General features: G+C 71.9%; 26 protein-coding genes. 13 read left to right on the top strand and 13 right to left on the bottom strand.

Annotated elements, in window-relative coordinates; genetic code table 11:
• The first annotated feature begins 3 nt into the window (after nucleotides 1–3).
• A complete protein-coding gene (locus ACFZBU_RS21660; protein WP_391585259.1) occupies nucleotides 4–1,698 on the top strand; it encodes a phospho-sugar mutase in 1,695 nt (564 codons plus the stop codon).
• Between the two features lie 227 nt (nucleotides 1,699–1,925).
• Nucleotides 1,926–2,267: a hypothetical protein gene (locus ACFZBU_RS21665; RefSeq protein WP_391585260.1), complete on the top strand. Its 342-nt coding sequence runs from the start codon at nucleotides 1,926–1,928 to the stop codon at nucleotides 2,265–2,267.
• A 133-nt stretch (nucleotides 2,268–2,400) separates the two neighbouring features.
• Here ACFZBU_RS21665 and ACFZBU_RS21670 read toward each other — a convergent pair whose 3' ends face one another.
• Nucleotides 2,401–2,985, bottom strand: a complete 585-nt coding sequence (locus ACFZBU_RS21670; protein ID WP_391585261.1) for a PH domain-containing protein — start codon at nucleotides 2,983–2,985, stop codon at nucleotides 2,401–2,403.
• 94 nt (nucleotides 2,986–3,079) lie between these two features.
• Between ACFZBU_RS21670 and deoC the strand changes: the two genes are divergently transcribed.
• Genes deoC through ACFZBU_RS21685 form a run of 3 tightly spaced genes read left to right on the top strand, consistent with a single transcriptional unit; the run spans nucleotide 3,080 to nucleotide 6,367 of the window.
• On the top strand, nucleotides 3,080–4,054 hold the full coding sequence (gene deoC, locus ACFZBU_RS21675; protein ID WP_391585262.1) for a deoxyribose-phosphate aldolase: 975 nt from the start codon (nucleotides 3,080–3,082) through the stop codon (nucleotides 4,052–4,054).
• A gap of 5 nt (nucleotides 4,055–4,059) precedes the next feature.
• Nucleotides 4,060–5,496, top strand: coding sequence for an aldehyde dehydrogenase family protein (locus ACFZBU_RS21680; protein WP_391585263.1), 1,437 nt, complete (start codon nucleotides 4,060–4,062; stop codon nucleotides 5,494–5,496).
• The gene (locus ACFZBU_RS21685; protein WP_391585264.1) at nucleotides 5,489–6,367 is read left to right on the top strand and encodes an aldehyde dehydrogenase family protein; all 879 of its coding nucleotides are present in this window, start codon (nucleotides 5,489–5,491) and stop codon (nucleotides 6,365–6,367) included. The genes ACFZBU_RS21680 and ACFZBU_RS21685 overlap by 8 nt, the downstream gene beginning before the upstream one ends.
• Nucleotides 6,368–6,478: 111 nt before the next feature.
• Here the strand turns inward: ACFZBU_RS21685 and ACFZBU_RS21690 are convergent, their stop codons facing one another.
• The 5 genes from ACFZBU_RS21690 to ACFZBU_RS21710 form a co-directional block, all read right to left on the bottom strand.
• On the bottom strand, nucleotides 6,479–6,634 hold the full coding sequence (locus ACFZBU_RS21690) for a hypothetical protein (RefSeq protein ID WP_391585265.1): 156 nt from the start codon (nucleotides 6,632–6,634) through the stop codon (nucleotides 6,479–6,481).
• Between the two features lie 150 nt (nucleotides 6,635–6,784).
• Nucleotides 6,785–7,807, bottom strand: coding sequence for an endonuclease/exonuclease/phosphatase family protein (locus tag ACFZBU_RS21695; protein ID WP_391585266.1), 1,023 nt, complete (start codon nucleotides 7,805–7,807; stop codon nucleotides 6,785–6,787).
• Entirely contained in the window at nucleotides 7,804–8,670 is an 867-nt protein-coding gene (locus tag ACFZBU_RS21700; protein WP_391585267.1) for a hypothetical protein, read from the bottom strand. Before ACFZBU_RS21700 ends, ACFZBU_RS21695 begins: the two co-directional genes overlap by 4 nt.
• Nucleotides 8,671–8,767: 97 nt before the next feature.
• Nucleotides 8,768–9,100 (bottom strand): hypothetical protein, encoded by a 333-nt coding sequence (locus tag ACFZBU_RS21705; RefSeq protein ID WP_391585268.1) that lies wholly within the window; start codon nucleotides 9,098–9,100, stop codon nucleotides 8,768–8,770.
• Between the two features lie 273 nt (nucleotides 9,101–9,373).
• Complete coding sequence (locus ACFZBU_RS21710; protein ID WP_391585269.1) at nucleotides 9,374–9,997, bottom strand: SigE family RNA polymerase sigma factor; 624 nt, start codon at nucleotides 9,995–9,997, stop codon at nucleotides 9,374–9,376.
• Nucleotides 9,998–10,163: 166 nt separating this feature from the next.
• On the opposite strand from ACFZBU_RS21710, the gene ACFZBU_RS21715 reads away from it, so the two are divergent.
• From ACFZBU_RS21715 to ACFZBU_RS21735, 5 genes are all read left to right on the top strand, one after another.
• Nucleotides 10,164–10,841, top strand: a complete 678-nt coding sequence (locus ACFZBU_RS21715) for a response regulator transcription factor (RefSeq protein ID WP_174861367.1) — start codon at nucleotides 10,164–10,166, stop codon at nucleotides 10,839–10,841.
• On the top strand, nucleotides 10,838–12,520 hold the full coding sequence (locus ACFZBU_RS21720; RefSeq protein WP_391585270.1) for an ATP-binding protein: 1,683 nt from the start codon (nucleotides 10,838–10,840) through the stop codon (nucleotides 12,518–12,520). Before ACFZBU_RS21715 ends, ACFZBU_RS21720 begins: the two co-directional genes overlap by 4 nt.
• On the top strand, nucleotides 12,517–13,194 hold the full coding sequence (locus ACFZBU_RS21725) for a hypothetical protein (RefSeq protein WP_391585271.1): 678 nt from the start codon (nucleotides 12,517–12,519) through the stop codon (nucleotides 13,192–13,194). The genes ACFZBU_RS21720 and ACFZBU_RS21725 overlap by 4 nt, the downstream gene beginning before the upstream one ends.
• A gap of 100 nt (nucleotides 13,195–13,294) precedes the next feature.
• Nucleotides 13,295–13,486: a PspC domain-containing protein gene (locus ACFZBU_RS21730; RefSeq protein ID WP_391585272.1), complete on the top strand. Its 192-nt coding sequence runs from the start codon at nucleotides 13,295–13,297 to the stop codon at nucleotides 13,484–13,486.
• Nucleotides 13,487–13,620: 134 nt separating this feature from the next.
• Nucleotides 13,621–14,655 (top strand): trypsin-like serine peptidase, encoded by a 1,035-nt coding sequence (locus tag ACFZBU_RS21735; RefSeq protein WP_391585273.1) that lies wholly within the window; start codon nucleotides 13,621–13,623, stop codon nucleotides 14,653–14,655.
• A 357-nt stretch (nucleotides 14,656–15,012) separates the two neighbouring features.
• Here the strand turns inward: ACFZBU_RS21735 and ACFZBU_RS21740 are convergent, their stop codons facing one another.
• From ACFZBU_RS21740 to ACFZBU_RS21750, 3 genes are all read right to left on the bottom strand, one after another.
• Nucleotides 15,013–15,453, bottom strand: coding sequence for a hypothetical protein (locus ACFZBU_RS21740; protein ID WP_391585274.1), 441 nt, complete (start codon nucleotides 15,451–15,453; stop codon nucleotides 15,013–15,015).
• Between the two features lie 197 nt (nucleotides 15,454–15,650).
• On the bottom strand, nucleotides 15,651–16,784 hold the full coding sequence (locus tag ACFZBU_RS21745; protein ID WP_391585275.1) for an adenosine deaminase: 1,134 nt from the start codon (nucleotides 16,782–16,784) through the stop codon (nucleotides 15,651–15,653).
• 232 nt (nucleotides 16,785–17,016) lie between these two features.
• A complete protein-coding gene (locus tag ACFZBU_RS21750) occupies nucleotides 17,017–17,955 on the bottom strand; it encodes a LysR substrate-binding domain-containing protein (RefSeq protein ID WP_391585276.1) in 939 nt (312 codons plus the stop codon).
• 63 nt (nucleotides 17,956–18,018) lie between these two features.
• On the opposite strand from ACFZBU_RS21750, the gene ACFZBU_RS21755 reads away from it, so the two are divergent.
• Entirely contained in the window at nucleotides 18,019–19,320 is a 1,302-nt protein-coding gene (locus tag ACFZBU_RS21755; RefSeq protein WP_391585277.1) for an MFS transporter, read from the top strand.
• A gap of 64 nt (nucleotides 19,321–19,384) precedes the next feature.
• Complete coding sequence (locus ACFZBU_RS21760; protein WP_391585278.1) at nucleotides 19,385–19,555, top strand: hypothetical protein; 171 nt, start codon at nucleotides 19,385–19,387, stop codon at nucleotides 19,553–19,555.
• Between the two features lie 63 nt (nucleotides 19,556–19,618).
• Here the strand turns inward: ACFZBU_RS21760 and ACFZBU_RS21765 are convergent, their stop codons facing one another.
• Nucleotides 19,619–20,017, bottom strand: coding sequence for a winged helix-turn-helix transcriptional regulator (locus tag ACFZBU_RS21765; RefSeq protein ID WP_391585279.1), 399 nt, complete (start codon nucleotides 20,015–20,017; stop codon nucleotides 19,619–19,621).
• Between the two features lie 67 nt (nucleotides 20,018–20,084).
• Between ACFZBU_RS21765 and ACFZBU_RS21770 the strand changes: the two genes are divergently transcribed.
• A complete protein-coding gene (locus tag ACFZBU_RS21770; RefSeq protein ID WP_391585280.1) occupies nucleotides 20,085–20,753 on the top strand; it encodes a nitroreductase family protein in 669 nt (222 codons plus the stop codon).
• A gap of 133 nt (nucleotides 20,754–20,886) precedes the next feature.
• On the opposite strand, the gene ACFZBU_RS21775 is transcribed toward ACFZBU_RS21770, so the two are convergent.
• The 3 genes from ACFZBU_RS21775 to ACFZBU_RS21785 form a co-directional block, all read right to left on the bottom strand.
• Nucleotides 20,887–22,173, bottom strand: coding sequence for a thymidine phosphorylase (locus ACFZBU_RS21775; protein ID WP_391585281.1), 1,287 nt, complete (start codon nucleotides 22,171–22,173; stop codon nucleotides 20,887–20,889).
• Between the two features lie 147 nt (nucleotides 22,174–22,320).
• On the bottom strand, nucleotides 22,321–22,710 hold the full coding sequence (locus ACFZBU_RS21780; protein WP_391585282.1) for a cytidine deaminase: 390 nt from the start codon (nucleotides 22,708–22,710) through the stop codon (nucleotides 22,321–22,323).
• Nucleotides 22,711–22,714: 4 nt separating this feature from the next.
• Nucleotides 22,715–24,031 (bottom strand): ABC transporter permease, encoded by a 1,317-nt coding sequence (locus ACFZBU_RS21785; protein WP_391585283.1) that lies wholly within the window; start codon nucleotides 24,029–24,031, stop codon nucleotides 22,715–22,717.
• Nucleotides 24,032–24,050: the final 19 nt, after the last annotated feature.

Below are 24,050 nucleotides of genomic sequence, written 5' to 3' on the forward strand. Positions count from 1 at the left end.
TCCTTGTTGAGCGACGTCATCGAGATCGCGCGTGCCTGGTTGGCCGAGGACCCGGACCCGGACACCCGGGCCGAACTCGAAGCGTTGCTCGAAGCGGACGACCGGGAGGGCCTCGCGGATCGTTTCGCCGGGCTGCTCCAGTTCGGTACCGCGGGGCTGCGCGGCGAGTTGGGGGCGGGACCCAACCGGATGAACCGCGCGGTGGTGATCCGCGCGGCAGCGGGCCTGGCCGCGTACCTCAAGACCGCGTACGTCACCGACACGGCGGCACCCGCCGCGACGCGCAACGCGGTGGTGATCGGGTTCGACGCGCGGCACAAGTCCGACGTGTTCGCCCGGGACACCGCCGCCGTCATGGAGGCGGCCGGGCTGCACGCACTGCTGCTGCCCCGGCCGTTGCCCACGCCGGTGCTCGCCTTCGCGATCCGGCACCTGGGCTGCGTCGCGGGGGTGATGGTCACCGCGAGCCACAACCCGCCGCGCGACAACGGCTACAAGGTCTACCTCGACGACGGGTCGCAGATCGTGCCGCCCGCCGACGCGGAGATCGCCGGGCACATCGCGGCGGTCCGCTCGCTCGCGGACGTGCCGATGGCCGAGGACGGCTGGGAGACGCTCGGCGAGGCGCTGATCGACTCCTATCTCGACCGCGCCCTGACCGTCGTCGACCCGGCCGGGCCGCGCGACGTGCGGATCGTGCACACCGCGATGCACGGCGTGGGCACCACCGTGATGCTCGGCGCATTCGACCGCGCGGGCTTCGCGGACGTCCGACCGGTCCCCGAACAGGCGGACCCGGACCCCGACTTCCCGACCGTGGCGTTCCCCAACCCGGAGGAGCCCGGGGCGATGGACCTCGCGTTTCGCACGGCACTCGCCGAGGACGCGGACGTGGTGATCGCCAACGACCCGGACGCCGACCGGTGTGCGGTCGCGGTGCCGGATCCGGCCGTCGCGGGCGGGTGGCGGATGTTGCGCGGCGACGAGGTCGGCGCGCTGCTCGGCGCCGAGGTGGCCCGCCGGGGCACCGACGGCGTGCTGGCCACCACGATCGTGTCCTCCTCGCTGCTGGGATCGATCGCGGCGGCGCACGGCATCGCCTACACGGAGACTTTGACCGGCTTCAAGTGGCTCGCCCGGGTGCCGAACCTGGCCTTCGCGTTCGAGGAGGCGCTGGGCTACTGCGTGGACCCGGCCGGGGTGTGCGACAAGGACGGTGTCACCGCCGCGCTGATGCTGGCCGAACTCGCGGCCGGTGCCAAGCGGGACGGCCGTACGCTGCCCGGCCTGCTGGACGACATCGCGGGTCGGTACGGGCTGTACGCGACCGACCAGTATTCGGTGCGGGTGGACCGCCTCGAACTGATCGCGAACGCCATGCGGGGGCTGCGCGAGCGGACCCCGAAGACCCTCGGCGACCTGGCCGTGGCAACCGCCGAGGACCTGCTGCACCCGGCGCCCGACGGCCTGCCGCCCACCGACGGCCTGCGCTACACGCTGGCCGGCGACGGCGCGGACCTGCTCGCGGGCCGGGTCGTGGTGCGGCCGTCCGGGACCGAACCCAAGCTCAAGGCCTACCTGGAGATCGTGGTCGACCCGAAGCGGATCGCCGAGGTCGGCATCGACGCCGCCCGCGCGGCGGGCCACGCGGCGCTGGAGCGGCTGAAGCGGGATCTGGCCGCGACGCTGGGCATGTGACGCCCGGCGTGTAGCGCGCCGCGGTCGACGCGGACCGGCGAACGAGTGGGGTGGTGTGGCCGATCGGCCACGCCACCCCACCGTCGTCTCACCCTCCGGAGGGTCCGTTTCGGCGGTCGGTGGTACCTGCGTACGGGGTCGACGTGGCCCTCCGGACGGATGTGTGGAACGGGTCCGCCGGCGGATCGTGGAAGCGTCCAGTCGACCCTCGGCTCCGAAAGAACGCCATGAGCACCCTGACCCACTTCCCCGTCCGGAACACTCCCCTGCGCGCTCGCCTGCGGCACATCTGGCAGTGGGCGAAGGCCGGGCGCTCGATCCCGGCGCTCGCGACCTTCCTCGGCGGCGTGCTGGTCCTGCCGGTGCTCGCGTTCGGCGTGGCCTACCCGCTGCTCTCCGGCTCCGCCGACACGCTCTTCCACTCCTCCGCGCAGGACATCGCCGCGTGGGGTGGACCCGACATCGGCGGCCCGTGGGGCGGCCACGTCACGGTCGCCGCACTCGCGGTGAGCGGCGCGCTGATCGTGCTGTACAGCGTCCTGCGGGTGGTGCGGCGGGGCGCGCGCTGAACCGGCCGGGCTGATTTCAGCCCCGCCGGCGTTCGGCCTGCGGCCGGATCAGGCCCGATCTCCCGCTCGGGGGATCTCGAACGGAAGCGCCGGCCCGGAGGTCGGCCGGGTCGGCGTTTGGTCTGCGGGCGTTCTAGAGCAGGCCCAGGAGCAGGGAGGCCGCTCCGGAGAGGGCCAATCCGCCGAGGATTTCCGGGGACCAGTGGACCTGGACCGGGCCGGTGGACTTCTTGGCGAACTGCTCGCTCATCCCGCGCAGGTCGTCCACGACCTGGTCGGCGCGGGAGAGTTGGGGCAGGTCGTGGACGCCGTGGCCGTACGGGTCCTCCGCCGCCGTGCGGCCCTGTTGCCGCAGTGCCCGCTTGCGTTCGCGCAGCGAGACCGGGATGGCCCAGATGTGGAACGACTTCTCGTCCGCGCGCACCTCGATCGAGTATTCGGCCCGGACCCGCTCCACCGCGGCCCACGGCACCACGATGGTGCGGAACGGGTTGCGGATCACCAGCCGATCAGGCCCGACCAGCACGGCCGAGCGCAGCGTGAGCGCGACCACCAGGATCGCGAAGAAGATCACGACGGCGACGGCCAGCCATTTGGTCCGACCTTCTCCGCGGATCAGCGTGTCGATCACCATCCAGATCCCGACGGCGATCAGAAGCACCCCGACGGCCATCGCCGGCCGGGAGCGATACGTGGTGATGTCCTCGTCGCTGCTCATGACCGGTGATTGTGCCGCACGGCACCGCTCGGGTTTGGCTCGACCGGACCACTGGGCCCGACGCTACGCGAGTAGATATGCTCGTCTTGTGAGCATGCCGTCTGCAATTCTCGCCGACCCGGCCGAGGTCACCTCGTCCGAAGCGGCCCTTCGACGCTTTCTGCACGGTCTTCCCGGCGTCGACAGGGTCGGTACCGAAGCGCGGGCAGCAATGCTCGCGACACGCTCGATCAAAACCGATGCCAAGGTCGCCGCGATCGACCTCGCCATCAGGATGATCGACCTGACCACCTTGGAAGGTGCCGATACCCCGGGCAAGGTCCGGGCCCTGTGCGCCAAGGCGCAGCACCCGGACCCGGGCGCCCCGGACGCGCCCCGGCCCGCCGCGATCTGCGTCTACGGCGACCTGGTCGCCGAGGCCAAGGCCGCGCTCGGCGACTCCGGCGTGCACGTCGCCGCCGTCGCGACCGCGTTCCCGTCCGGGCGCGCCTCGCTGGACGTCAAACTGGCCGATGTCGCCTATGCGGTCGCCGCCGGCGCCGACGAGATCGACATGGTGATCGACCGGGGCGCGTTCCTCTCCGGGCGCTACCGGGCCGTCTTCGACGAGATCGTCGCGGTCAAGGCCGCCTGTGCGCGCAGCGCCGCCGCCGGCGGCGGGAGTGCCCACCTCAAGGTGATCCTGGAGACCGGTGAACTGTCGACGTACGACAACGTGCGCCGCGCGTCGTGGCTCGCGATGCTCGCGGGTGCCGACTTCATCAAGACCTCCACGGGCAAGGTCGCGGTCAACGCGACACTGCCGGTGACCCTGGTCATGCTCCAGGCGGTCCGCGACTTCCGCGAGGCCACGGGTCGTCAGGTCGGCGTCAAGCCGGCCGGCGGGATCCGCACCACCAAGGACGCGATGAAGTACCTCGTGCTGGTCAACGAGACGGTCGGCGCGGACTGGCTGGACCCGGACTGGTTCCGGCTCGGCGCCTCCAGCCTGCTCAACGACCTCCTGATGCAGCGCCAGAAGCTGGCCACGGGCCGCTACTCCGGCCCCGACTACGTGACGGTGGACTGACACCCATGGGCAACCCATTCGAGTACGCGCCCGCGCCCGAGTCGCGCGCGATCGTCGACATCGCCCCGGCGTACGGGCTGTTCATCGACGGAAAGTTCACCGACGCGGCGGACGGCGGCCGGCTCAAGACCGTGAACCCGGCCACCGAGGAGGTGCTGGCCGAGGTCGCGGTCGGCGGCGAGGCGGACGTGGACCGTGCGGTCAAGGCCGCGCGCAAGGCGTTCAAGTCGTGGTCGGCGCTGCCCGGCGCGGAGCGGGCCAAGTACCTGTTCCGGATCGCCCGGCTGATCCAGGAGCACGGGCGCGAGCTCGCGGTGCTGGAGTCGATCGACAACGGCAAACCGATCCGTGAGTCGCGCGACGTGGACATCCCGCTGGTCGCGGCGCACTTCTTCCACTACGCGGGGTGGGCGGACAAGCTGGCCCACGCCGGGTTCGGTCCGGCCCCGAAGCCGATCGGCGTGGCCGGTCAGGTCATTCCGTGGAACTTCCCGCTGCTGATGCTGGCCTGGAAGGTGGCGCCGGCCCTCGCGGGCGGCAACACCGTGGTGCTCAAGCCGGCCGAGACCACCCCGCTGACCGCGCTGCGGTTCGCCGAGATCTGCGTCGAGGCCGGGCTGCCGGACGGTGTGCTCAACATCGTCACCGGCGCCGGCGAGACCGGTCGTGCGCTGATCGCGCATCCGGACGTGGACAAGGTCGCGTTCACCGGCTCGACCGCCGTGGGCAAGGAGATCGCCCGCGCCATCGCGGGCACCCGCAAGCGGGTCACCCTCGAACTCGGCGGCAAGGCCGCGAACATCGTCTACGACGACGCCGCGATCGACTCCGCCGTGGACGGCATCGTCGAGGGCATCTTCTTCAACGGCGGCCAGGTGTGCTGCGCCGGCTCGCGTCTGCTCGTGCAGGAGTCCGTGGCCGACGAGTTGCTGGCGAGCCTGACCCGGCGGATCAAGACGCTGCGCGTGGGCGACCCGCTGGACAAGAACACCGACGTCGGCGCGATCAACTCGGCCGCCCAGCTCTCCCGGATCCGGGAACTGGTCGAGGCGGGCGAGGCCGAGGGCGCCGAGCGCTGGTCGCCGGCCGGCGAGCTGCCCGGCAAGGGCTTCTGGTTCCCGCCGACGGTGTTCACCGGCGTCACCCAGGCCCACCGGATCGCCCGGGACGAGATCTTCGGCCCGGTGCTGACCGTACAGACCTTCCGCACCCCCGCCGAGGCGGTGGAGAAGGCGAACAACACCGCGTACGGCCTGTCCGCCGGAGTGTGGACGGAGAAGGGCGCCAAGGCCCTGTGGACCGCGCAGCGGCTGCGGGCCGGCGTCGTGTGGACCAACACGTTCAACAAGTTCGACCCGGCCTCGCCGTTCGGCGGGTTCAAGGAGTCGGGCTTCGGCCGCGAGGGTGGCCGCCACGGGCTGGAGGCCTACCTCGATGTCTGAGCGCCTTGAGGTGTTGAAGACCTACAAGCTGTACGTCGGGGGCAAGTTCCCCCGGTCCGAGAGCGGGCGGGTGTACGCGGTGACCGACAGCAAGGGCCGGACCCTGGCGAACGCGCCGCGCGGGAGTCGCAAGGACGCCCGGGACGCGGTCGTCGCGGCGCGCAAGGCGTTCCCGGGCTGGTCGGGCGCCACCGCCTACAACCGGGGCCAGATCCTGTACCGGATCGCCGAGATGCTGGAGGGCCGGCGCGAGCAGTTCGCGACCGAGGTCGCCGCGGCCGAGGGGATCAATCGCGGCAAGGCACTCGCGGCCGTGGACGCGGCGGTGGATCGCTGGGTCTGGTACGCCGGATGGACCGACAAGCTCGCCCAGGTGGCGGGCGGCGCCAACCCGGTCGCGGGTCCGTTCGCGAACTGGTCGACGCCCGAACCCACCGGCGTGGTCGCGGTGATCGCCTCGCAGCGTTCGTCGCTGCTGGGCCTGACGAGTGCGGTCGCGCCGGTGATCGCCACCGGCAACACCGCCGTCGTGCTCGCGGCCGGCGCCTCGGCGCTGCCCGCGTTGTCCTTCGCCGAGGTGCTCGCGGTGTCCGACCTGCCGGGCGGCGTGATCAACATCCTGACCGGCCACCCGGCCGAGATCGCCCCGACGCTCGCATCCCACCAGGACGTCAACGCAATCGACCTGACCGGCGTGGCGCCGGACGCGGGCGTCGCGTCGGCGCGCGACCTGGAGATCGCCGCGGCGGACAACCTCAAGCGGGTGTTGCGCCCCGAGGCCAGGGAGCCGGACTGGTCGGCGGACCCGGGAACGGGTCGGATGCTGGCGTTCACCGAGATCCGGACGGTCTGGCACCCGACCGGATACTGATCGCCCCGGACCGCGTGTGCGATTCACCACGACGTGTCGCCGGCCCGTCACCCGCGTGGGTGACGGGCCGGCGACACGTGGTGGCACCACCCGAGCAGGTCCGCGATCCGATCAGGCCGCGAGCGCACGGTCGGCGCGGGTCCCGGGCGCCGTGCCGGTCCCGGTCGCCGGGCCCGTCGAGTCGGCGGCCCGCCGGATGGAGAGCTTCCAGGTGGCCAGGACGCGGGCGATCACGACGACGGCGAAGAGCGCGAACAGAGCGGACATGCGATCAGATCCTCGGAGTTGCCTGAGTGCAGTCGCCGGGGCGAACTGCCTTGCGGATCTCGACGCTAGCCGCGCACGGCGGCCGTCTCGGGCCTCTTGACGCGGCATCGACGCAGGTGAGGGCGTTCCTGACGGGATCTTGACGGGTGGTCAGCGCAGCGACAGTTCGGCGATCACCGCGGCGTGATCGGTGTGCGGCACACGGTGTTCGGACACCGAGACCACGTCGATCCCACCGGCCACCAGGACGTGGTCGATCCCGAACAGCGCGGGCAGGCCGTGGAAGTACGCCATCGGCCAGGTGCGCACCAGGACCCGGCCGCGCTCCTCGTGCGCGTCCCGCAACCCGGCGCCGGTGAGCGCGCGGAACGAGGCGTTGTCCGAGGTCGCGTTGAAGTCGCCGAGGAAGATCACCGGCAGCGTGCGCCGCTCCGCCTCGCGGCGCAGTGCGTCCATGTCGTGTGCCCACCGGCCGGCCTGCCCGCGCATCGGCGGGATGGTGTGCACGCCCTGGATCCGGACCCGGCGCCCGTCCACCTCCACGGTGGCGCCGGGCATCGGCATCGTGGTCCGTTCCGGCAACAACCGCTCCTCGGTCGGCGGCCGGCGGGCGTAGACGGCCAGCCCGGCGGCGCCGGGTTCGGCGTGACCGGTCGTGTACGGGAGTTCCCGGGAGAGGCCGGCCTGCTCCAGGCCGGTCGCCAGTTCCGGCGTCAACTCCTCCACGGCCAACACGTCCACCCGCTCGCGCCGCACCAATTCGGTGATCCGGACCGGATCCGCCTTGCCGAAGTAGGCGTTGGCGGTCATCACCCGCAACCGCACCCCGCCGGGCGCGGGACCGTCGGCGGCGCTCAGCCGCGGCAACATCCACACGGTGTGCACGACCACCAGGCCCAGCGCGACGAGCAGGGTCAAACGCATCCGCAACAGCGCCGCACCGAGCAGCACGAGCACCGAGGCGGCCGCCGCGTAGGGCGCGAAAACGGTCACGATCGCAACCGGCCACATCGCGTCGAACACGAGCAGCCGGGCGCCGGTGACCAGCACCGCGCCCGCGAAGACCAGGCCGACCACACTGCGGCCGACCGTGCGCGCCCGGCGCCGCAAGCGCCACAGCCGAGGCGGCGGCGGAATCTCCTCCGCCGGCTGCGCCTCGACCTCGGCGGTCACGGCCGGGTCCCCCCGTAGGTCTGCGCCGGCGGTGGCGCGGTCGGCCGAGGCGGTACGCCGGCGCCGGGCATCGGGGTGTTCGTCGGGCCGGTCGCGGTGCCCGCCGCGGGAGCGGGAGCGGCGGTGCGCGGGTCGGGCGCGGCGGCCGGCGACGGCGCGGAAGCGGGCGCGGGGGCAGGGGTGGGGGCGGGCCCACCGGTCCCCTGATGGCCACCCGCCTGCGGGCCGCCCGCGCCGGTCGGCACGGTGTGCTCGGCGGTGCCGGGCGCGTACGGCACTGCGGCTTGCGTCCCGGTGTGGTCGTGCGCGGGGTGGGGTCCGGACGCCGCGACCGGACGACCCGCGGCCGTGGCATCGCGCCCGTATGTGGGCCATTCCTGATGCGGCAGCGACTTGCCGCGCGTGACCGTCGGCGGGCTCGGTGCGCCCAGGACCACGATCAGGAAGTACGCGCACAGCGCGAACAGGACCAACACGCCGACGTTGACCGCACTTTGTTCGACCCGGGCCCCGGCCGGGATGTCGGCGAACCCGCCGCCGTCGTAGGCGAGGCCGCCCAGCGCCACGGCGACCCCCGCGATCCCCTGCACGGCGAGCACCCCCAGCGCGGCCCGGGTGATCACCCGGGCCCTCGGCGTGGGTCGCCCCGCATGGGTCACCAGCAGCACCGCGCCCGCGAGCAGCACCGGCGTGAGCACGTCGAGCAGTGCGGACTGACCGCCGTAGGCCCGGGCCCGGAAGCCGTGCACCCCCGACCCCACGCCGAACACGACGCGCAGCGCGTCGACCGCGAGTTGCAATGCCAGAAAGCCGACCAGCGCCCATGCCGCCGGCTCCCGCAAACGATCCGTTTCCTGCCGCATCCGACTGCCTCCCCGTGGCCACGTTCGCGGCTCAGGGTAGACGGGCCCGGGCGCCGCGGCAGGGGCGGCGTCGCGGCCGGCGCGGTGGGCGGGCGACTCAGAGCCGATCGAGGGCGTCCTGCACGGTCATCCCGTCGGCGACGTCGCCGGTGACCAGGTCGGTGCCGACCGGCGCGTCGCCGACCTCGGTACCGACGCTGTTGGACAGCGGGTTCAGACCGCCGCCGTTCATCGGGTTGAGTTGCGTGCGCTCCACGACGCCGAGCACGGCTGCGGTCGCCGCGGCGGCACCCCGGCCGGCGGCGGGTACATCGGTACGGGAGATCCCGTCGGGCGCGGCGGGCGCGGCGGCGGCCGTGCCGGCGATGCCGAACGTGGCGGCGGCGCCGAGGGACGTGGCGGCGAGCACGGTGCGAAGAACGGAGGACATAACGGTGGCCCTTCCCTGTCGACCAGAGGATTGACCACGCAACGTAGCCACTCGGCTACGGCAAGCGCAATTCGGCGCCCCGTGCGCCGATGTCCCGAATCCGCTCCGAATTCGACGGAACCGTCACAGCCCCATCCGCCGTCCCTGCCGATGAGACACACCGGCCGGGACACATCACCATCGATCGCCACAACTGCACAGCGGAAACCGGCGGCACGAAGCCGGCCCCGGAACGCCACGAGAAGGCGGACGGACGAGCACGTACGGCACGGGTCAGGCGACGAGTTCGGCGAACGCCTCGTCGGCACCGAAGCTCAGCGCGTCGTCCTCGCGCAGCCGGCGCAGCGCGCGCCAGATGCTCGACTTGACCGTGCCGACGCTGCAACCGAGCACCTCGGCCACCTCGGGGTCGGTACGACCCTCGTAGTAGCGCAGCACCAGCATGGTGCGCTGCGGCTCGGGCAGCTTGGCCAGCGCCCGCCACAACACCGCGCGCAGCTCGGTGTCGCCCATCGAGTCCGAACCGTCCGGACGCTCGGGCAGTTCCTCCGAGGGGTACTCGTTGATCCGACGCCGGCGCCAGGCCGATATGTGCAGGTTGGTCATCGTGCGGCGCAGGTAACCACCCAGTGCGGCCTTGTCCTGGATCCGACCCCACGCCTGGTACGTGCTCATCAGCGCGCTCTGCAACAGGTCTTCGGCCTCGTTGCGGTCGCCGGTGAGGTGGTACGCGGTGGCGAACAGGGCCGACCGGCGCTCCCGGACGTACGCGGTGAATTCGTCGTCGACACTGTCCGTGCACGGAACGCTACGCGCGTGGCCGTTCAACGGGGCGAGGGCGACGACGGTACGGCGGTTGTCCTTGCGGATGCCCTGCGACTGCGTCTGGGACTGCATGACTTCTCCCCCGGTTCGGCGCTCGTTCACGATGTACAGCCTGCTGGGCGGGCTTCATCGTCAGGTCGGCGAGCTGTCACAGGTATGCAACAGCGGCCTCGGACGGCGAACCGGAAGGGGCCGCCCGATGTTCTTCCCAGCCGTGACGTCAGACACAATGGCCTGCGTGCCCTACCTGCTGCTTATCGAGGATGACGAGTCCGTGCGAACCGGACTCGAACTCGCCCTGGGGCGCCAGGGCCATCGCGTGGTCACCGCCGCCACCGGTGAAGCCGGCCTGGAGCGGTGGCGCGAGCAGCGCCCCGACCTGATCGTGCTCGACGTGATGCTGCCGGGCATCGACGGGTTCGAGGTGTGCCGCCGCATCCGCCGCACCGACTCGCTGCCGATCATCCTGCTCACCGCGCGCAACGACGACATCGACGTGGTGGTCGGGCTGGAGTCCGGCGCCGACGACTACGTGGTCAAGCCGGTCCAGCCGCGCGTGCTGGACGCCCGGATCCGCGCGGTGCTGCGCCGCGGCGAGCGCGAGGTGTCCGACGCGTCGGTGTTCGGCGACCTGGTGGTCGATCGCAACGCGATGACGGTGACCAAGGCCGGCGAGGAACTCCAGCTCACTCCGACCGAGTTGCGGCTCCTGGTCGAGCTGAGCCGGCGCCCCGGCCAGGCGCTGTCCCGGCAGCAGTTGTTGCGCCTGGTGTGGGAACACGACTACCTCGGCGACTCGCGACTGGTGGACGCATGCGTCCAGCGCCTGCGCGCCAAGGTGGAGCAGACTCCGTCCGCTCCGACACTGATCCGCACCGTCCGGGGCGTCGGTTACCGCCTCGACCCGCCCCAGTGACGGGCCGGCCGCCGCTGGTACGCCGCATCGTCCGCCGGATCGCCCCGACCCTGAAGCTGCGCTCGTTGCGGTTTCGGGTGCTCGTCGCCTTCGCGCTGGTCGCGCTGATCTCCGCGGTCGCCGCGTCCGGGATCGCCTACTGGCTGACCCGTACCGCCGTTCTGGAGCGCGCGCAGGACTCGGTGCTCACCGAGTTCCGGGACAACCTCGGTCGGGTCTCGGCGAACCTGCCGGAGAAGCCGGACCAGGCCGACCTGGGGCCCGCCGTCGATCAGATGCGGGAAAGCAGCTTCGGCTACTCCGTGGTCCTGGTCGGCGCGGACGGCCGTCCGGTCGCCTCCAACCCGACCCGGTTCCCGCTGGAACGGGTGCCCGCGAAGCTGCAGCGCATGGTGCAGACCGCCGACAACAACGGCGGCTTCCACATGTACTTCCAGCGGATCGACATCGACGGGCAGCCCTACCTCGTCGGTGGCACCCGGGTGGTGCCCAACGGGCCCACCGGCTACATGTTCAAGTCGCTCAAGGACGAGCAGGCCGACCTCAATTCGCTGGCCCGCTACCTGATCGTGGGCACCCTGCTCGCGCTCGGCGCGGCGGCGGTGGTCGCGCTGTTCGCCGCGCGGCACATCCTGCGCCCGGTGCGCCGACTCGGCTTCGCCGCACGCGAACTGGGCGCGGGGCGGCTGGACACCCGGCTGGACGTGCGCGGCTCGGACGAACTCGCCGACCTGTCCCGTACCTTCAACGACGCGGCGGAGAAGCTGGAGCGCAGCGTCGCCGAGTTGCGCGCGCTGGAGTCTTCCTCGCGCCGGTTCGTCGCGGACGTCTCGCACGAGCTGCGCACCCCGCTGGCGGCGATGACCGCGGTCAGCGAACTGCTCGAGGAGGAGGCAGACAGCCTCGGCGAGCAGGGCGCGCCCGCCGCGCGGCTGGTGGTCGCCGAGATCGAGCGGCTGGCCACCCTGGTCGAGGACCTGATGGAGGTGTCCCGGTTCGACGCGGGCACCGCGGCGCTGGTGGCCGACGAGGTGGACATCACCGACCTGGTCACCGCGTGCCTGGACGCCCGCGCCTGGATGGACGCGGTGGACCTGCGGGCCCCCCGGGGCATCCTGGCCAAGGTGGACCCGCGCAGACTGGACGTCATGGTCTCCAATCTGGTCGGCAACGCGCTGCGGCACGGCGGCTCGCCGGTGACCGTCGAGATCCACCACGAGCCGCGCGCGGCGATACCCGGCATGCTCGCCGCTCCGGGCGAGGAAGACCTGGTGATCGAGGTCTCCGACACCGGTCCCGGTATCCCCGAGGACGTGCTGCCGCACGTGTTCGACCGTTTCTACAAGGCGGACAGCTCGCGGGCCCGCTCCGAGGGCAGCGGCCTGGGCCTGTCCATCGTGATGGAGAACGCCCGCATCCACGGCGGTACCGCGTTCGCCTCGAACATGCCCGGCGGCGGCGCCAAGTTCACCCTGCGCCTGCCGTTGGTGCCGCCCGAGCTCGAAGAGATAATCGACCCGGACGAGGGGGTCGAGGACGACGGCGTACACGCCGACCTCGACGCGGAGAACGCCGAATTCGCCGAGCACGCCGGACCTGCCGGGCAGGTCGAGCCGGAGCTCGACGGCTCGGGCGCCATCCACTCCGACAGGCAAGACGAGCGAGGAGGCAGGCGTTGAGACCTCGGCGGCGGCTTCCGATCGCGGTTTTCGCGACGACGGGCGTGCTCGCCGCGCTCACGTCGTGCGGGATCCGGCCGACCGAGGGACCGGTGGGGGCCGGGAAACCGGCCAACCGCACGGCGCCGTCCGCGCAGAGTCACCTGCCCGGTTCGGAGCGGCACATCGTGTATCTGGTGAAGGACAACCGGCTGCAGGCGCTGCCCCGGGGCGGCCGGCTGCTGCTGCGGCCCGGCGAGACGGCCCCCGACAAGGCGCGCACCGACCAGGTCAACCAGCTTCTGGAGGAGCTGCACCTGGGCCCCAACGACGCCGAGGCGCTGGACGGGTACACCACCGCGCTGCCCGCCGGCGGCCTGGCCGCCGCGGATCGGCGCGAGGGCGACCCGCCCGCCCTGTTCCGACTGGACGCGCCGCTGTCGGCGCTGGCCACGATCGCGCTCGGCCAGGTGGTCTGCACGCTGCAGAGCGCGTCCGGCGGGGACACGGTGCTGCTCGCCGGCCGGCGTACCGCGCCGGAGAGCTACCGGTGCGAGAGCTATCTCGACATCAGCCGCAAGAACGCGGCCACGCCGAGCCCGGGCACCCGCCCCGGCGGCTCGCCCTCGGCGTTCGAGAAGGACTGGCCTCAGGCCCGCCCCTCCGGGAAGACCCTTACTCCCCAAGGCGGATGATCGGTCGCGCCCTGGGGCGGATGTATCCCGACGGGGATCCGCCTACCTTCGAAGTACGACGACGCCGTATCCGGTGCCGTCGCACCGAGGAGGAACCGCCATGACCATGAGCACCGCGACTCTCAGTCGCCCGCGTCACGGCCGCCGGATCGCCGGCGTCTGCGCCGGCATCGCCCGCCGCTACGGCTGGTCCGTCGGCACCGTCCGAGTGGTGTTCGTGCTGTCCTGCCTGCTGCCGGGCCCGCAATTCCTGCTGTACATCGCGCTGTGGATCCTGCTGCCCCAGGACTGATCCGGGTGGGGAGCCGGCACGGCCCGACCGCCCCGACGCCTATCATCCGATCAACGGATGGGTAGGCGGGTCGATCGAGTGGTCTCGCGGGACCGGGGAGTTCCGGGCCGTGCGCTCGGTCGGGGGGCGGGGACATGCAACCGGGAAGCACGCACAACAAGAACCTCATCGTCACCATGTCGGTGTTCGCCGGCGTGCTGGTGACCCTGGTCGGGCTGGTGCTGAGCGGCACCCTGGCGGTCGAGGCCGGGCGCACCCAGGCGATGAACTCGAAGCAGTACAGCGACCGCGACGTCGAGGACACCCGCGGGTTCTGGGACCAGAACCGGCAGGACGAGGCCAAGCCTCGGGGCAACGAGATCTCCCCCGGCCAGGAGCAGCCGCAACTGCCCGAGCAGGAGCAGCAGCGCCCCGAGGCGGACTTCCGCCAACCGCCGACGATCCAGGCACGTCGGGTGTCCGCGCCGTACACCGCGCCGGACGTGGCGATCCGGGGCAAGATCTTCTTCCGGATGCCGGAAGGCGTCGCCGAGTGCAGCGGCACCGTCGTGCACCACTCCAGCGGAAACATGGTCTGGACGGCGGGCCACTGCCTGCACGGGGGGCGGAACGGGAGCTTCTACGACCGGGTCACGTTCGTGCCCGGCTACAACGGCGCGGGTCGCACGCCGGCGGAGCGCGAGCCGTACGGACGCTGGCCGGCCCGGCGGACCACGGTGAGCAACCAGTGGGCGCAGAACGCCGATCCGGGCGGCAAGGACGCGAGCGCGTCGCCGTTCGACTACGGCGCCTTCATCGTCGACTCGCGCAACGGTCGCACGCTGGAGGACGCGGTGGGGCCGGGCGCGGACGTGTACTGGAACGCGCCCCGACACCTGCGCGTGCAGTCGTTCGGCTACCCGGGCGACACGCCCTACGACGGCACCACGCTCTACTCGTGCTCGTCGCCGACCACGGACTTCCGCGAGGACGGCTGGCCGCAGCCGGACATGTTGTGGATGGGCTGCACGATGACCGGCGGCTCCTCCGGCGGAGGCTGGTTCGCCGAGGTGGACGGGCGAAGTTTCCTGGTCAGCAACGTCTCGCTCGGGGTGACCTCGCCGACGTCGCGCACCATGACCGGGCCCTATCTGGGGGACGTGGCGAAGGACATGTACGACTCGCTGTAGCAGGTCGCGCGCCCACGCTCGGCCGGCCGGCGGGCGTCGGGGCCGACGGAGCCGGGACATGGCCAAGCCGTGCCCTCGCGCAGGATCGACACGCGATGGACACGGCTCGTACCGCGGCAGGACCGACCGGTTCCGCGCCGACGACCCGGCTCGGCGACAGGGGCGGAACCCGGTGCGGACGCCTGGGCCGTACCGGCCAAGGCTGTGTCCGGTGGATCTTGGTGGATGAGGTCGCGTCGTCCGGTGCCGTGGCTCGGCGTGCCGGAGAAGCAGCCGCATAGTGGTTCCATTCGGCTGTCCGGTGCGGCGAGGTGCGGTGCCGGGCGGCGCGGCCGCACCAAGATCCGCAGACACGGCCTAGAGGGGCAGGCCCGCCAACGGCAGGTTCCCGAGCGGCGACGCGCCCAGCGGCGAGGATTCGCCGGTCGGCAGCTGGTCGGTGGGCAGCGCGCTGAGCGGCGAGCCCAGGCCGCCCTTGGCCTGGCCGCCCTTCTCCGCCATGTCGCCCATGCTCTGCTCCATGCTGTGGGCCGTGCCCTCGGCCACGTTCACGGCCAGGCTGTCGAGCGGCGACTGGCCCGGGGTGAGCACCTTGCCGACGGGCAGCGTGTCGGCGACCTGGCTCACCGGGAACGGCGCGGCGGCGTCCGGCATGGCCGCCTGGGTCGTCGAGGCGGTCGGGGCGAGCCCGTCGACCAGGTCGGTCACCGGCGTCGCGCTCGCGGAGCCCGCGGCTCCCGCTGCCAGTGCCGCACCGAGTCCGGCCGTGATGGCCGCCTTACGCGTTACCGATCGCATGTGCATCCTCGGGTTCTCGATTCGGGCGGGGCGAGACACACCCCGTAACGAAGTGAGACCGCAACGTAGCGAACCGGACGCGGAATACGCAAAACGCCCCCTTCGGGTCAGGGCCGACTGTTCACCCGCACGGAAGGAGCTCGGGGTGCGCCCGCGATCCGGATCGATCCGATTCCGCCGGGCGCACCCACGAAAGGTCAGTTCCGACCGAAAAGCCATTCCGACTTGAGCGCGGCGTAGCCGGGCTTGATCACCTCGTTGATCATCGCGAGCCGCTCGTCGAAGGGCAGGAAGGCGCTCTTCATCGCGTTCACGGTGAACCACTGCAGGTCGTCCAGGCCGTAGCCGAACGCCTCGACGAGGTGCTCGAACTCCCGCGTCATCGACGTGCCGCTCATCAAACGGTTGTCAGTGTTCACGGTCACCCGAAAATAGAGTCGGCGCAGTAGGCCGATCGGGTGATCGGCGTAGGACGTGGCGGCACCGGTCTGCAGGTTCGAGGTCGGGCACATCTCCAGCGGGATGCGCTTGTCGCGCACGTACGCCGCGAGCCGGCCGAGTTCGACGCCGCCGTCGTCCTTGATCGTGATGTCGTCGATGATCCGCACGCCGTGTCCGAGCCGGTCCGCGCCGCACCACTGGAGCGCCTGCCAGATCGACGGGAGGCCGAACGCCTCGCCGGCGTGGATGGTGAAGTGGTTGTTCTCCCGCTTGAGGTACTCGAACGCGTCCAGGTGACGCGTGGGCGGGAAGCCCGCCTCGGCGCCGGCGATGTCGAAGCCGACCACGCCCAGGTCGCGGTGCCGGTTGGCGAGTTCGGCGATCTCCAGCGAGCGGGCCGCGTGCCGCATCGCGGTGAGGAGCGCGCCGACCCTGATCCGGTTGCCCGCCTCGGCCGCGCGGCGCTCGCCCTCGCGGAAGCCCTCGTCGACCGCCTCGACCACCTGGTCCAGGGTCAGCCCGGCGGCCAGGTGCTGCTCGGGCGCGTAGCGGATCTCGGCGTAGACCACGCCGTCGGCGGCGAGGTCCTCGGCGCATTCGGCGGCGACGCGGAACAGGCCCTCGCGGGTCTGCATCACCGCCACGGTGTGGTCGAAGGTCTCCAGGTAGCGCTCCAGCGAGCCGGAGTCGGCGGCCTCGCGGAACCACGTACCGAGCGCTTCGGGGTCGGTGGTGGGCAGGAGGTCGTAGCCGACCGCCCCGGCGAGTTCGATGATCGTGGCGGGACGCAGCCCACCGTCGAGGTGGTCGTGGAGCAGGACTTTGGGGGCGCGCCGGATCTGCTCGACCGTGGGCGAGGCAGCGGGCGTGTTCGGGTGGCTGCTGTACATGAAAGGACTTTACCGCCTACGCGCGTAGATCATCTGCCGATGGCGCGAAGATTCGGCCGTGCGTGCACGCCGGGGGCGTGATCGCCGTCCCGGAGCCGGCCCCCGGCGCGGCGTACGGGCAGGAACTACCTTGCGCGGCGCGGCACTACGACGCGGGAGGGCGCGCGGGCGCGGTGCGCGGCCGGGCTCCGTCGTCGGCGGGCGCGGGGGCGGTCGATGGCAGGTTGTCGGTTCAGTCCTCCGGCCGGTCCGGGTGCAGGAGGTTGCCGCGGCGGCCGAGCACGAACTCGCGGAACAGGCGCACGGGCGCGGTCTCCGGTCGGCCCGGCACCCAGGCCAGCCCGATGGTGCGAAAGGCCCGGGGCGCGGTGACGGCCAGGTGCACGGTGCCCGGCCGGGGCACCTCGGGAGCGGGCAGCAGCGCGACGCCCAGGCCCGCCGCGACCAGGCCGCGCAGCGTCTCGGCCTCCTCGCCCTCGAACGCGATCCTGGGCTCGAACCCCGCCTCGGCGAACAGCGCATCGGTGATCCGGCGCAGCCCGTAGCCCGGCTCCATGCACACGAACACGTCCTCGGCCGCCTCGGCCAACCGCACCCGACGGCGGTGCGCGAGCCGGTGATCGGCCGGCACCACCAGGTAGAGCCGCTGATCGTCGAGCGCGCGCACGGCCAGGTCCGGCGCGTCCGGCAGCGGCGCGGTCAGGCACAGGTCGAGTTCGCCGGCCCGCATGCGCTCCAGCATCGCCGAGGCCGAGGCCTGGACGAGTTGGAAGCGGATGCCGGGGTGGTGCACCCGAAAGGCACGCAGCAGACCGGGCACCGCCTCGGGCCCCATCGTGTGCAGGAATCCGAACGCGACCTTGCCGCGCGCCCCGCCCACGTCCTCGATCACCTCGTCCAGGCCGCGCTCCAGCAGCGCGAGCGCCTGTTCCACGTAGCCGAGCAGGGTGTGGCCCTGCCGGGTGAGCGCCACGCCGCGCCCGGTGCGGGCCAGCAGCGGCACGCCCACGTCCGCCTCCAGTCGGGCCATCGTGCGGCTGAGCGTGGGCTGCGGGATGCCCAGACCGGCCGCGGCCCGGGTGATGTGCTCCTCCCGCGCGACCGCCGCGAATTGCGTCAGGAGCGGAACGATGGCCGCAGAAACCTCCGCTGATCTGCTGTCATACGACATGGCATGGATTCTTGCCTAAACATGCATTGGACGCATGAAAAAACCGGGCCTAGTTTCGTATCCATGCCCGCCTCGAACAGCTCATCGGACCCCGCCCCAAGCACCGACCCGACCGCTGCTCCGCCACTGCGGCACGTGCGTGGTTCGCGCGCGTATCGCCGGGTGAATCTGGCGCTGTTCGCCGCGGGCTGTTCGACCTTCGCGATGCTCTACGCGACGCAGACGCTGCTGCCGGAGTTGTCCGACGGGTTCCACCTGTCCCCCGCCACCGCCAGCCTCTCGGTCTCGGTGACCACCGGCGCACTGGCCCTGGCGGTGATCCCGGTGAGCATGTTGTCCGAGCGGTGGGGCCGCTCGCGGGTGATGACGATCTCCGTGTTCAGCGCCGCCCTGCTGGGCGTACTGGCCGCCTTCGCCCCGGACTTCGGCACCCTCGTGGTGCTGCGCACGGTGCAGGGCGTCGCGCTGGCCGGGCTGCCCGCGACCGCGATGGCCTACCTTGCCGAGGAGGTCGACGGGCCCTCGCTGGGCTCGGCGATGGGGCTGTACGTGGCGGGCAACAGCATCGGCGGCATGGGCGGCCGGTTGGTCACCGGCCTGGCCTCGGATCTGGGCGGATGGCGGGTCGCCCTGGTGGCGGTCGGCCTGTTGGCGCTCGGGTCGGCAGTCGCCTTCCGGGTGCTGCTGCCGCCGTCGCGCAACTTCACCCCCTCGGCCATGACCGCCCGGCAACTCACCGGCGTGCTGCGCTCGCACCTCGCGGATCCGGTGTTGCGCCGGTTGTACCTGCTCGGCATGGTGTTCATGGCGGCGTTCGGCACGGTCTACAACTACCTCGGCTACCGGCTGCTCGCCGAGCCGTTCGGGCTGCCGCAGACGGTGGTCGGCGCGATCTTCGTGATCTACCTGGCGGGCACGTTCAGTTCGGCCGCCTCGGGCCGGCTGGTCGGCAGGCTCGGGCACCGCGCCACGTTGTGGGCCGCGGCGGCGATCACCGCCGCGGGCGCGCTGCTGACCCTGCCGGACAATCTGGCCCTGGTCGTGGTCGGCCTGATCGTGCTCACGGCGGGCTTCTTCGCGGGCCACTCGGCGGCCAGTTCGGCGGTCGGCCTGCGGGTCACCGAGGGCCGCGCGCAGGCGTCCGCGCTGTACCTGGCGGCCTACTACCTCGGCGCGAGCGTCGGCGGGCCGGTCGGCGGCGTCGCCTTCCACGGCCGGGGCTGGGCGGGCGCCGTGCTGCTCGTACTGGTGCTGATGGCCGCGGCGGGCGCGGTGGCCCACGGTCTCAGCGGCCGGATGACGGGCGCGCCGGCGCCCGCACCGATCCGGCGGCACCCCCGGGCACACGTGCGCTCGACCGCCTGAGTCGCGCGCCGAGGCCGGCCCGGGTCCCGATCGGGATCCCGGCCGGCCTTGGCATGCTGGGCCCATGGACGAGCAGCACGACCCGGCTCCGGGGCCGCGCCCGGGCGATCGCGACGACTTCGGCCGGGTCTACCGCCCGCACACCGTGCGCGCCGGCTGCGCGCTGCTCGGCTGCCTCCTCGTGATCCTGGCCTCGGCCGTGCTGATCACCGCACTGATGTGGCGGGTCCTGTGACGGGTGCCGGGCCGCCCTCGGGCCCGCGGATCGCCGGGACCGGGGCCACCGGGCGGTGCCCGGTCAGTAGCCCAACTCCGACGTGCGCTCGGCGGCGGCGATCCTGGCCCGCTCGATCTCGTTGATGTGCGTCTCGGTCCACTCGCGCAGCGCGCGGATCGGCTCGCCCAGGCTGCGACCGAGTTCGGTGAGTTCGTAGTCCACCCGAGGCGGGATGGTCGGGGTCACGGTGCGCGACACGAAGCCGTCCGCCTCCAGAGCGCGCAGGGTCTGGGTGAGCATCTTCTGCGACACTCCCTCGATCCGACGACTCAGGTCCGTGTACCGCATCGTGCCGTCCCGCAGCGCGTCCACGATCAGCACCGTCCACTTGCCGGCGATGTGGTCCAGGACCTGACGCGTGGGGCACTTGGCGCTGTAGACGTCGGCGGGAAGGCCGACCGACTCGACGATGGTCACCATGCAAGGAGAGTAGCGCACCAATTAGTGCCTACTTCCCGTTGGAGAGTGACTCTCCCAGAATTGCGGCATGAGCAACGACACTTGGATCCGCACCGCCTCGGTCGCCGAGGCCATCCGCACCCGCCGCACCGTCCGCCACTACCGCCCCGAGCCGATCCCGGCCGATGCCCTGCGGACTCTGCTCGAACTCGCCGTCGAGGCCCCCACGAGCTGGAACCTCCAGGACCGCTCGATCGTGGTGGTCACCGACGACGTGGGCCGCGCCGGCCTGATCGAGGCGACCGGCGGTCAGCCGCAGACCCGGGAGGCGCCGGTGTTGCTGGTCTTCGTCGCCGAGCCGCAGGCCTGGCGCGACGAACACGCCGACGTGTACGAGCAGGCGCGCCGCAACGGGGCCTGGAACGACGCGTTCGTCACCATGTTCGCGGCGGCGGCACAGGAGTTCCAGCAGGGCCTGGCCGCGCGCGGGATGTTGCGCGAGTACGCGGTCAAGGACGCGATGATCGCCGCGACGTACGTCATGCTCGCGGCCGGCGAACTGGGCCTGGCCACGTCGCCGATGAACGGCTGGGACGAGGCTCTGGTCAAACACGCGATCGGTATCGGGGACCGCGACGACCTGGCGATCGCGCTGATCGTCGCCGTCGGCCGGCCGGCCGAGGAACGGCGCCATCCCGGCCGGCGGCCGCTGGAGCGCAACGTGTTCCACGGCCGCTACGGCGTGCCGCGACCGTGACTTCGATCCGGCACGTCACCCCACGGGCACCGTGTTCGGCCCGTACCCCGGGAGATGGGCCGACCGCCGGGCACACCCACAGGCCCTCGACTCCCGGGTGGGAGTCGAGGGCCTGTGGGTGTGGGTCGGGCGTTCAGGCCGTCGGGCCGATCCGGTCGATCAGGATCGGGGTGGGCTCGAAGGAGGTGCCGGCCGGGGCGATGGTGACCGCGTCGGCGAGGATCTCACTCGCGTAGTCGAACCGCTCCGGGGTGTCGGTGTGCAGGGTCATCAGCGGCTGCCCGGCGGTGACCGTGTCGCCCGGCTTGGCGTGCAGTTCGACGCCCGCGCCGGCCTGGACCTGCTCCTCCTTGCGGGCCCGGCCCGCGCCCAGGCGCCAGGCCGAGACGCCGACCGCGTACGCGTCCACGCGGGTCAGCACGCCGGACAGGGACGCCGTGACCACCTGGGTCTCGCGCGCCACCGGCAGCTTCGCGTCCGGGTCGCCGCCCTGGGCCTGGATCATCCGGCGCCACACGTCCATCGCGGAGCCGTCGCGCAGCGCGTCCGCCGGGTCGATCCGGGTCTGCCCGGCCGCCGCGAGCATCTCGCGCGCCAGTGCGACGGTCAGCTCGACCACGTCCGCCGGGCCGCCGCCCGCGAGCACCTCGACCGACTCGCGGACCTCCAGCGCGTTGCCCGCCGTCAGCCCCAGCGGCGTGGACATGTCGGTCAGCAGCGCGACCGTCTTGACCCCGTGGTCCACACCCAACCGGACCATGGTGCGGGCCAGTTCGCGCGCGTTCGCCAGGTCCTTCATGAACGCGCCGGAGCCGACCTTGACGTCGAGCACCAGCGCGCCGGTGCCCTCGGCGATCTTCTTGCTCATGATCGAGCTGGCGATCAGCGGTATCGCCTCGACCGTGCCGGTCACATCGCGCAGTGCGTACAACTTCTTGTCCGCCGGCGCGAGGCCGTCGCCCGCCGCGCAGATCACCGCGCCGACGTCCTCCAGCACCCGCATCATCGCGTCGTTGGACAGCGCCGCTTGCCACCCGGGAATGGCCTCCAGCTTGTCCAGCGTGCCGCCGGTGTGCCCCAGGCCGCGGCCGGACAACTGCGGGACGGCCACACCGCACGCGGCGACCAGCGGCGCCAGCGGCAGGGTGATCTTGTCGCCGACGCCACCGGTCGAGTGCTTGTCCGCGGTCGGCCGGGACAGCGTCGAGAAGTCCATCCGCTCGCCCGAAGCTATCATCGCGTCGGTCCAGCGGTTGATCTCCGTCGCGGTCATGCCGTTGAGCAGGATGGCCATCGCGAGCGCGGACATCTGTTCGTCCGCGACCACGCCGCGCGTGTACGCGTCGACCACCCAGTCGATCTGAGCCGCCGTCAGTTCACCGCGGTCCCGCTTCGTACGGATGATCGAAATCGCGTCCATGCTGTCCGTTCTCTCTTGGCCGCCGTGGCGACCTGTTCGGGTCACGAGCAATTGTCGGGCCCTGTCCGGTGGATCAGGGCACCGTCTTCCATCCCACCAAGCACCCGACGCGGGATGCGAGAACACCCCCTGGTGCCGGGCGTGGCACTAGCGAAGATCCTCGGGCCCGAAGGCGTCCGGCAGGATCTCCCGCAACGGCCGTATCCCGTGCTTGGTTTCCAGCAACATCTCGGCGCCGCCGTGCTCCCACAGCAGTTGTCGGCAGCGCCCACACGGCATCAGTACCGCACCCTCGTGGTCCACGCAGCAAAACGCCACGAGCCGGCCACCTCCGCTCGCGTGCAGTGCGGACACCAGGCCGCACTCCGCGCACAGCGTGAGGCCGTACGACGCGTTCTCCACGTTGCACCCGGACACGATCCGACCGTCGTCCACCAGAGCCGAGGCGCCGACCGGATACTTCGAGTACGGCGCGTACGCCCCCCGCATCGCCGCCGTCGCCGCATCCCGCAGCGCGGGCCAATCGATCTCCGACACCCCGTCAGCCCTTCGTGTAGGGCTTGTTGGCCGCGGCCGGAGCGCGCACCTTGCCGACCAGACCGGCCACCGCGAAGATCGTCACGACGTACGGCATCATCTGCAGGAACTGGCTCGGGATCGAGGTGTTCAGCGGCTGCAGCGACGTGGCCAGCGCACTGGTGAAGCCGAACAGCAGCGCCGCGGCCACCGCGCCCAGCGGACGCCAGCGCCCGAAGATGACCGCCGCGAGCGCGATGTAGCCCGCGCCCGAGGTCATGTCCTTCGAGAAGGTGCCCACCGTGCCGATGGTCAGGAACGCACCGCCGATGCCGGCGATCGCGCCCGCCATGATCACGTTGCGGTAGCGGGTCGCGTTGACCTTGATGCCGACCGTGTCCGCCGCCGTCGGGTGCTCGCCCACCGCCCGGGCGCGCAGGCCCCAGCGGGTGTGGAACAGGCCGAGGTGCACGACCACGATCAGCGCGTACATCAGGTACACGATGATGTTCACGTCGAACAGCACCGGGCCGATCACCGGGATGTCCGCGAAACCCGGGATCCGGATGTTCTCGAACACGCCCGGGTTGTTGTACGCCTCGGGGTCCTTCTGCAACAGCTGCGTGTACAGGAAGCCGGTGATGCCGGTGACCAGCAGGTTGATCACCACACCCAGGACGACCTGCTCGACCAGGTAGCGCACCGCGAAGACCGCGAGCAGCCCGCCGATCAGCGCACCCGCGACCGCGCCCGCGGCCAGCCCCGCCCACAACGACCCGGTGACCGAGCCGGTGAGCGCGGCGGCGAACGCGCCGAACAGGAACTGACCGTCGATGGCGATGTTGACCACGCCGGAGCGCTCGCCGATCACGCCCGCGAGCGCGCCGAGCACGAGCGGCACGGCGGCCAGCACGGTGTTCTGCAGGGCGCCCGCGAAGGACATCTGCTTGCCCGCGACCGCCCACACCAGGAAGGCGATCACGAACGCGATCAGGAACAGCGCGATGCTCAGCCGGATCGCCAGACGCGACCGGTCCAGCACGATCCGCAGCCCGCCCGCGACCATGCACAGCACGGACATCGCGATCGCCACGGCCCGCGCGGGCAGCGACAGGTCGCCGACCTCGGTGGTGTCCCGGTTGGGCACGTTCATGCCGAAGACCGCGTCGACGCCGCTGTCGGTGCCGAGGCCGAACGCCCACAGCGCGTACAGCCCGACCAGGACGAAGCCGATGCCCGTGATCAGGGCCTTCTTGCGGGCCGCGGCCCGCACCACGTCGGCGGCCTCGCCGGTGGGGTTCACCGGGGCCTCCACGTCGGGGGCGATCACGGTGTCCGCCACCTGCGTGCCTCCTTCAGGG

The organism is Embleya sp. NPDC008237, from assembly GCF_042956465.1.
Lineage (GTDB): Bacteria > Actinomycetota > Actinomycetes > Streptomycetales > Streptomycetaceae > Embleya.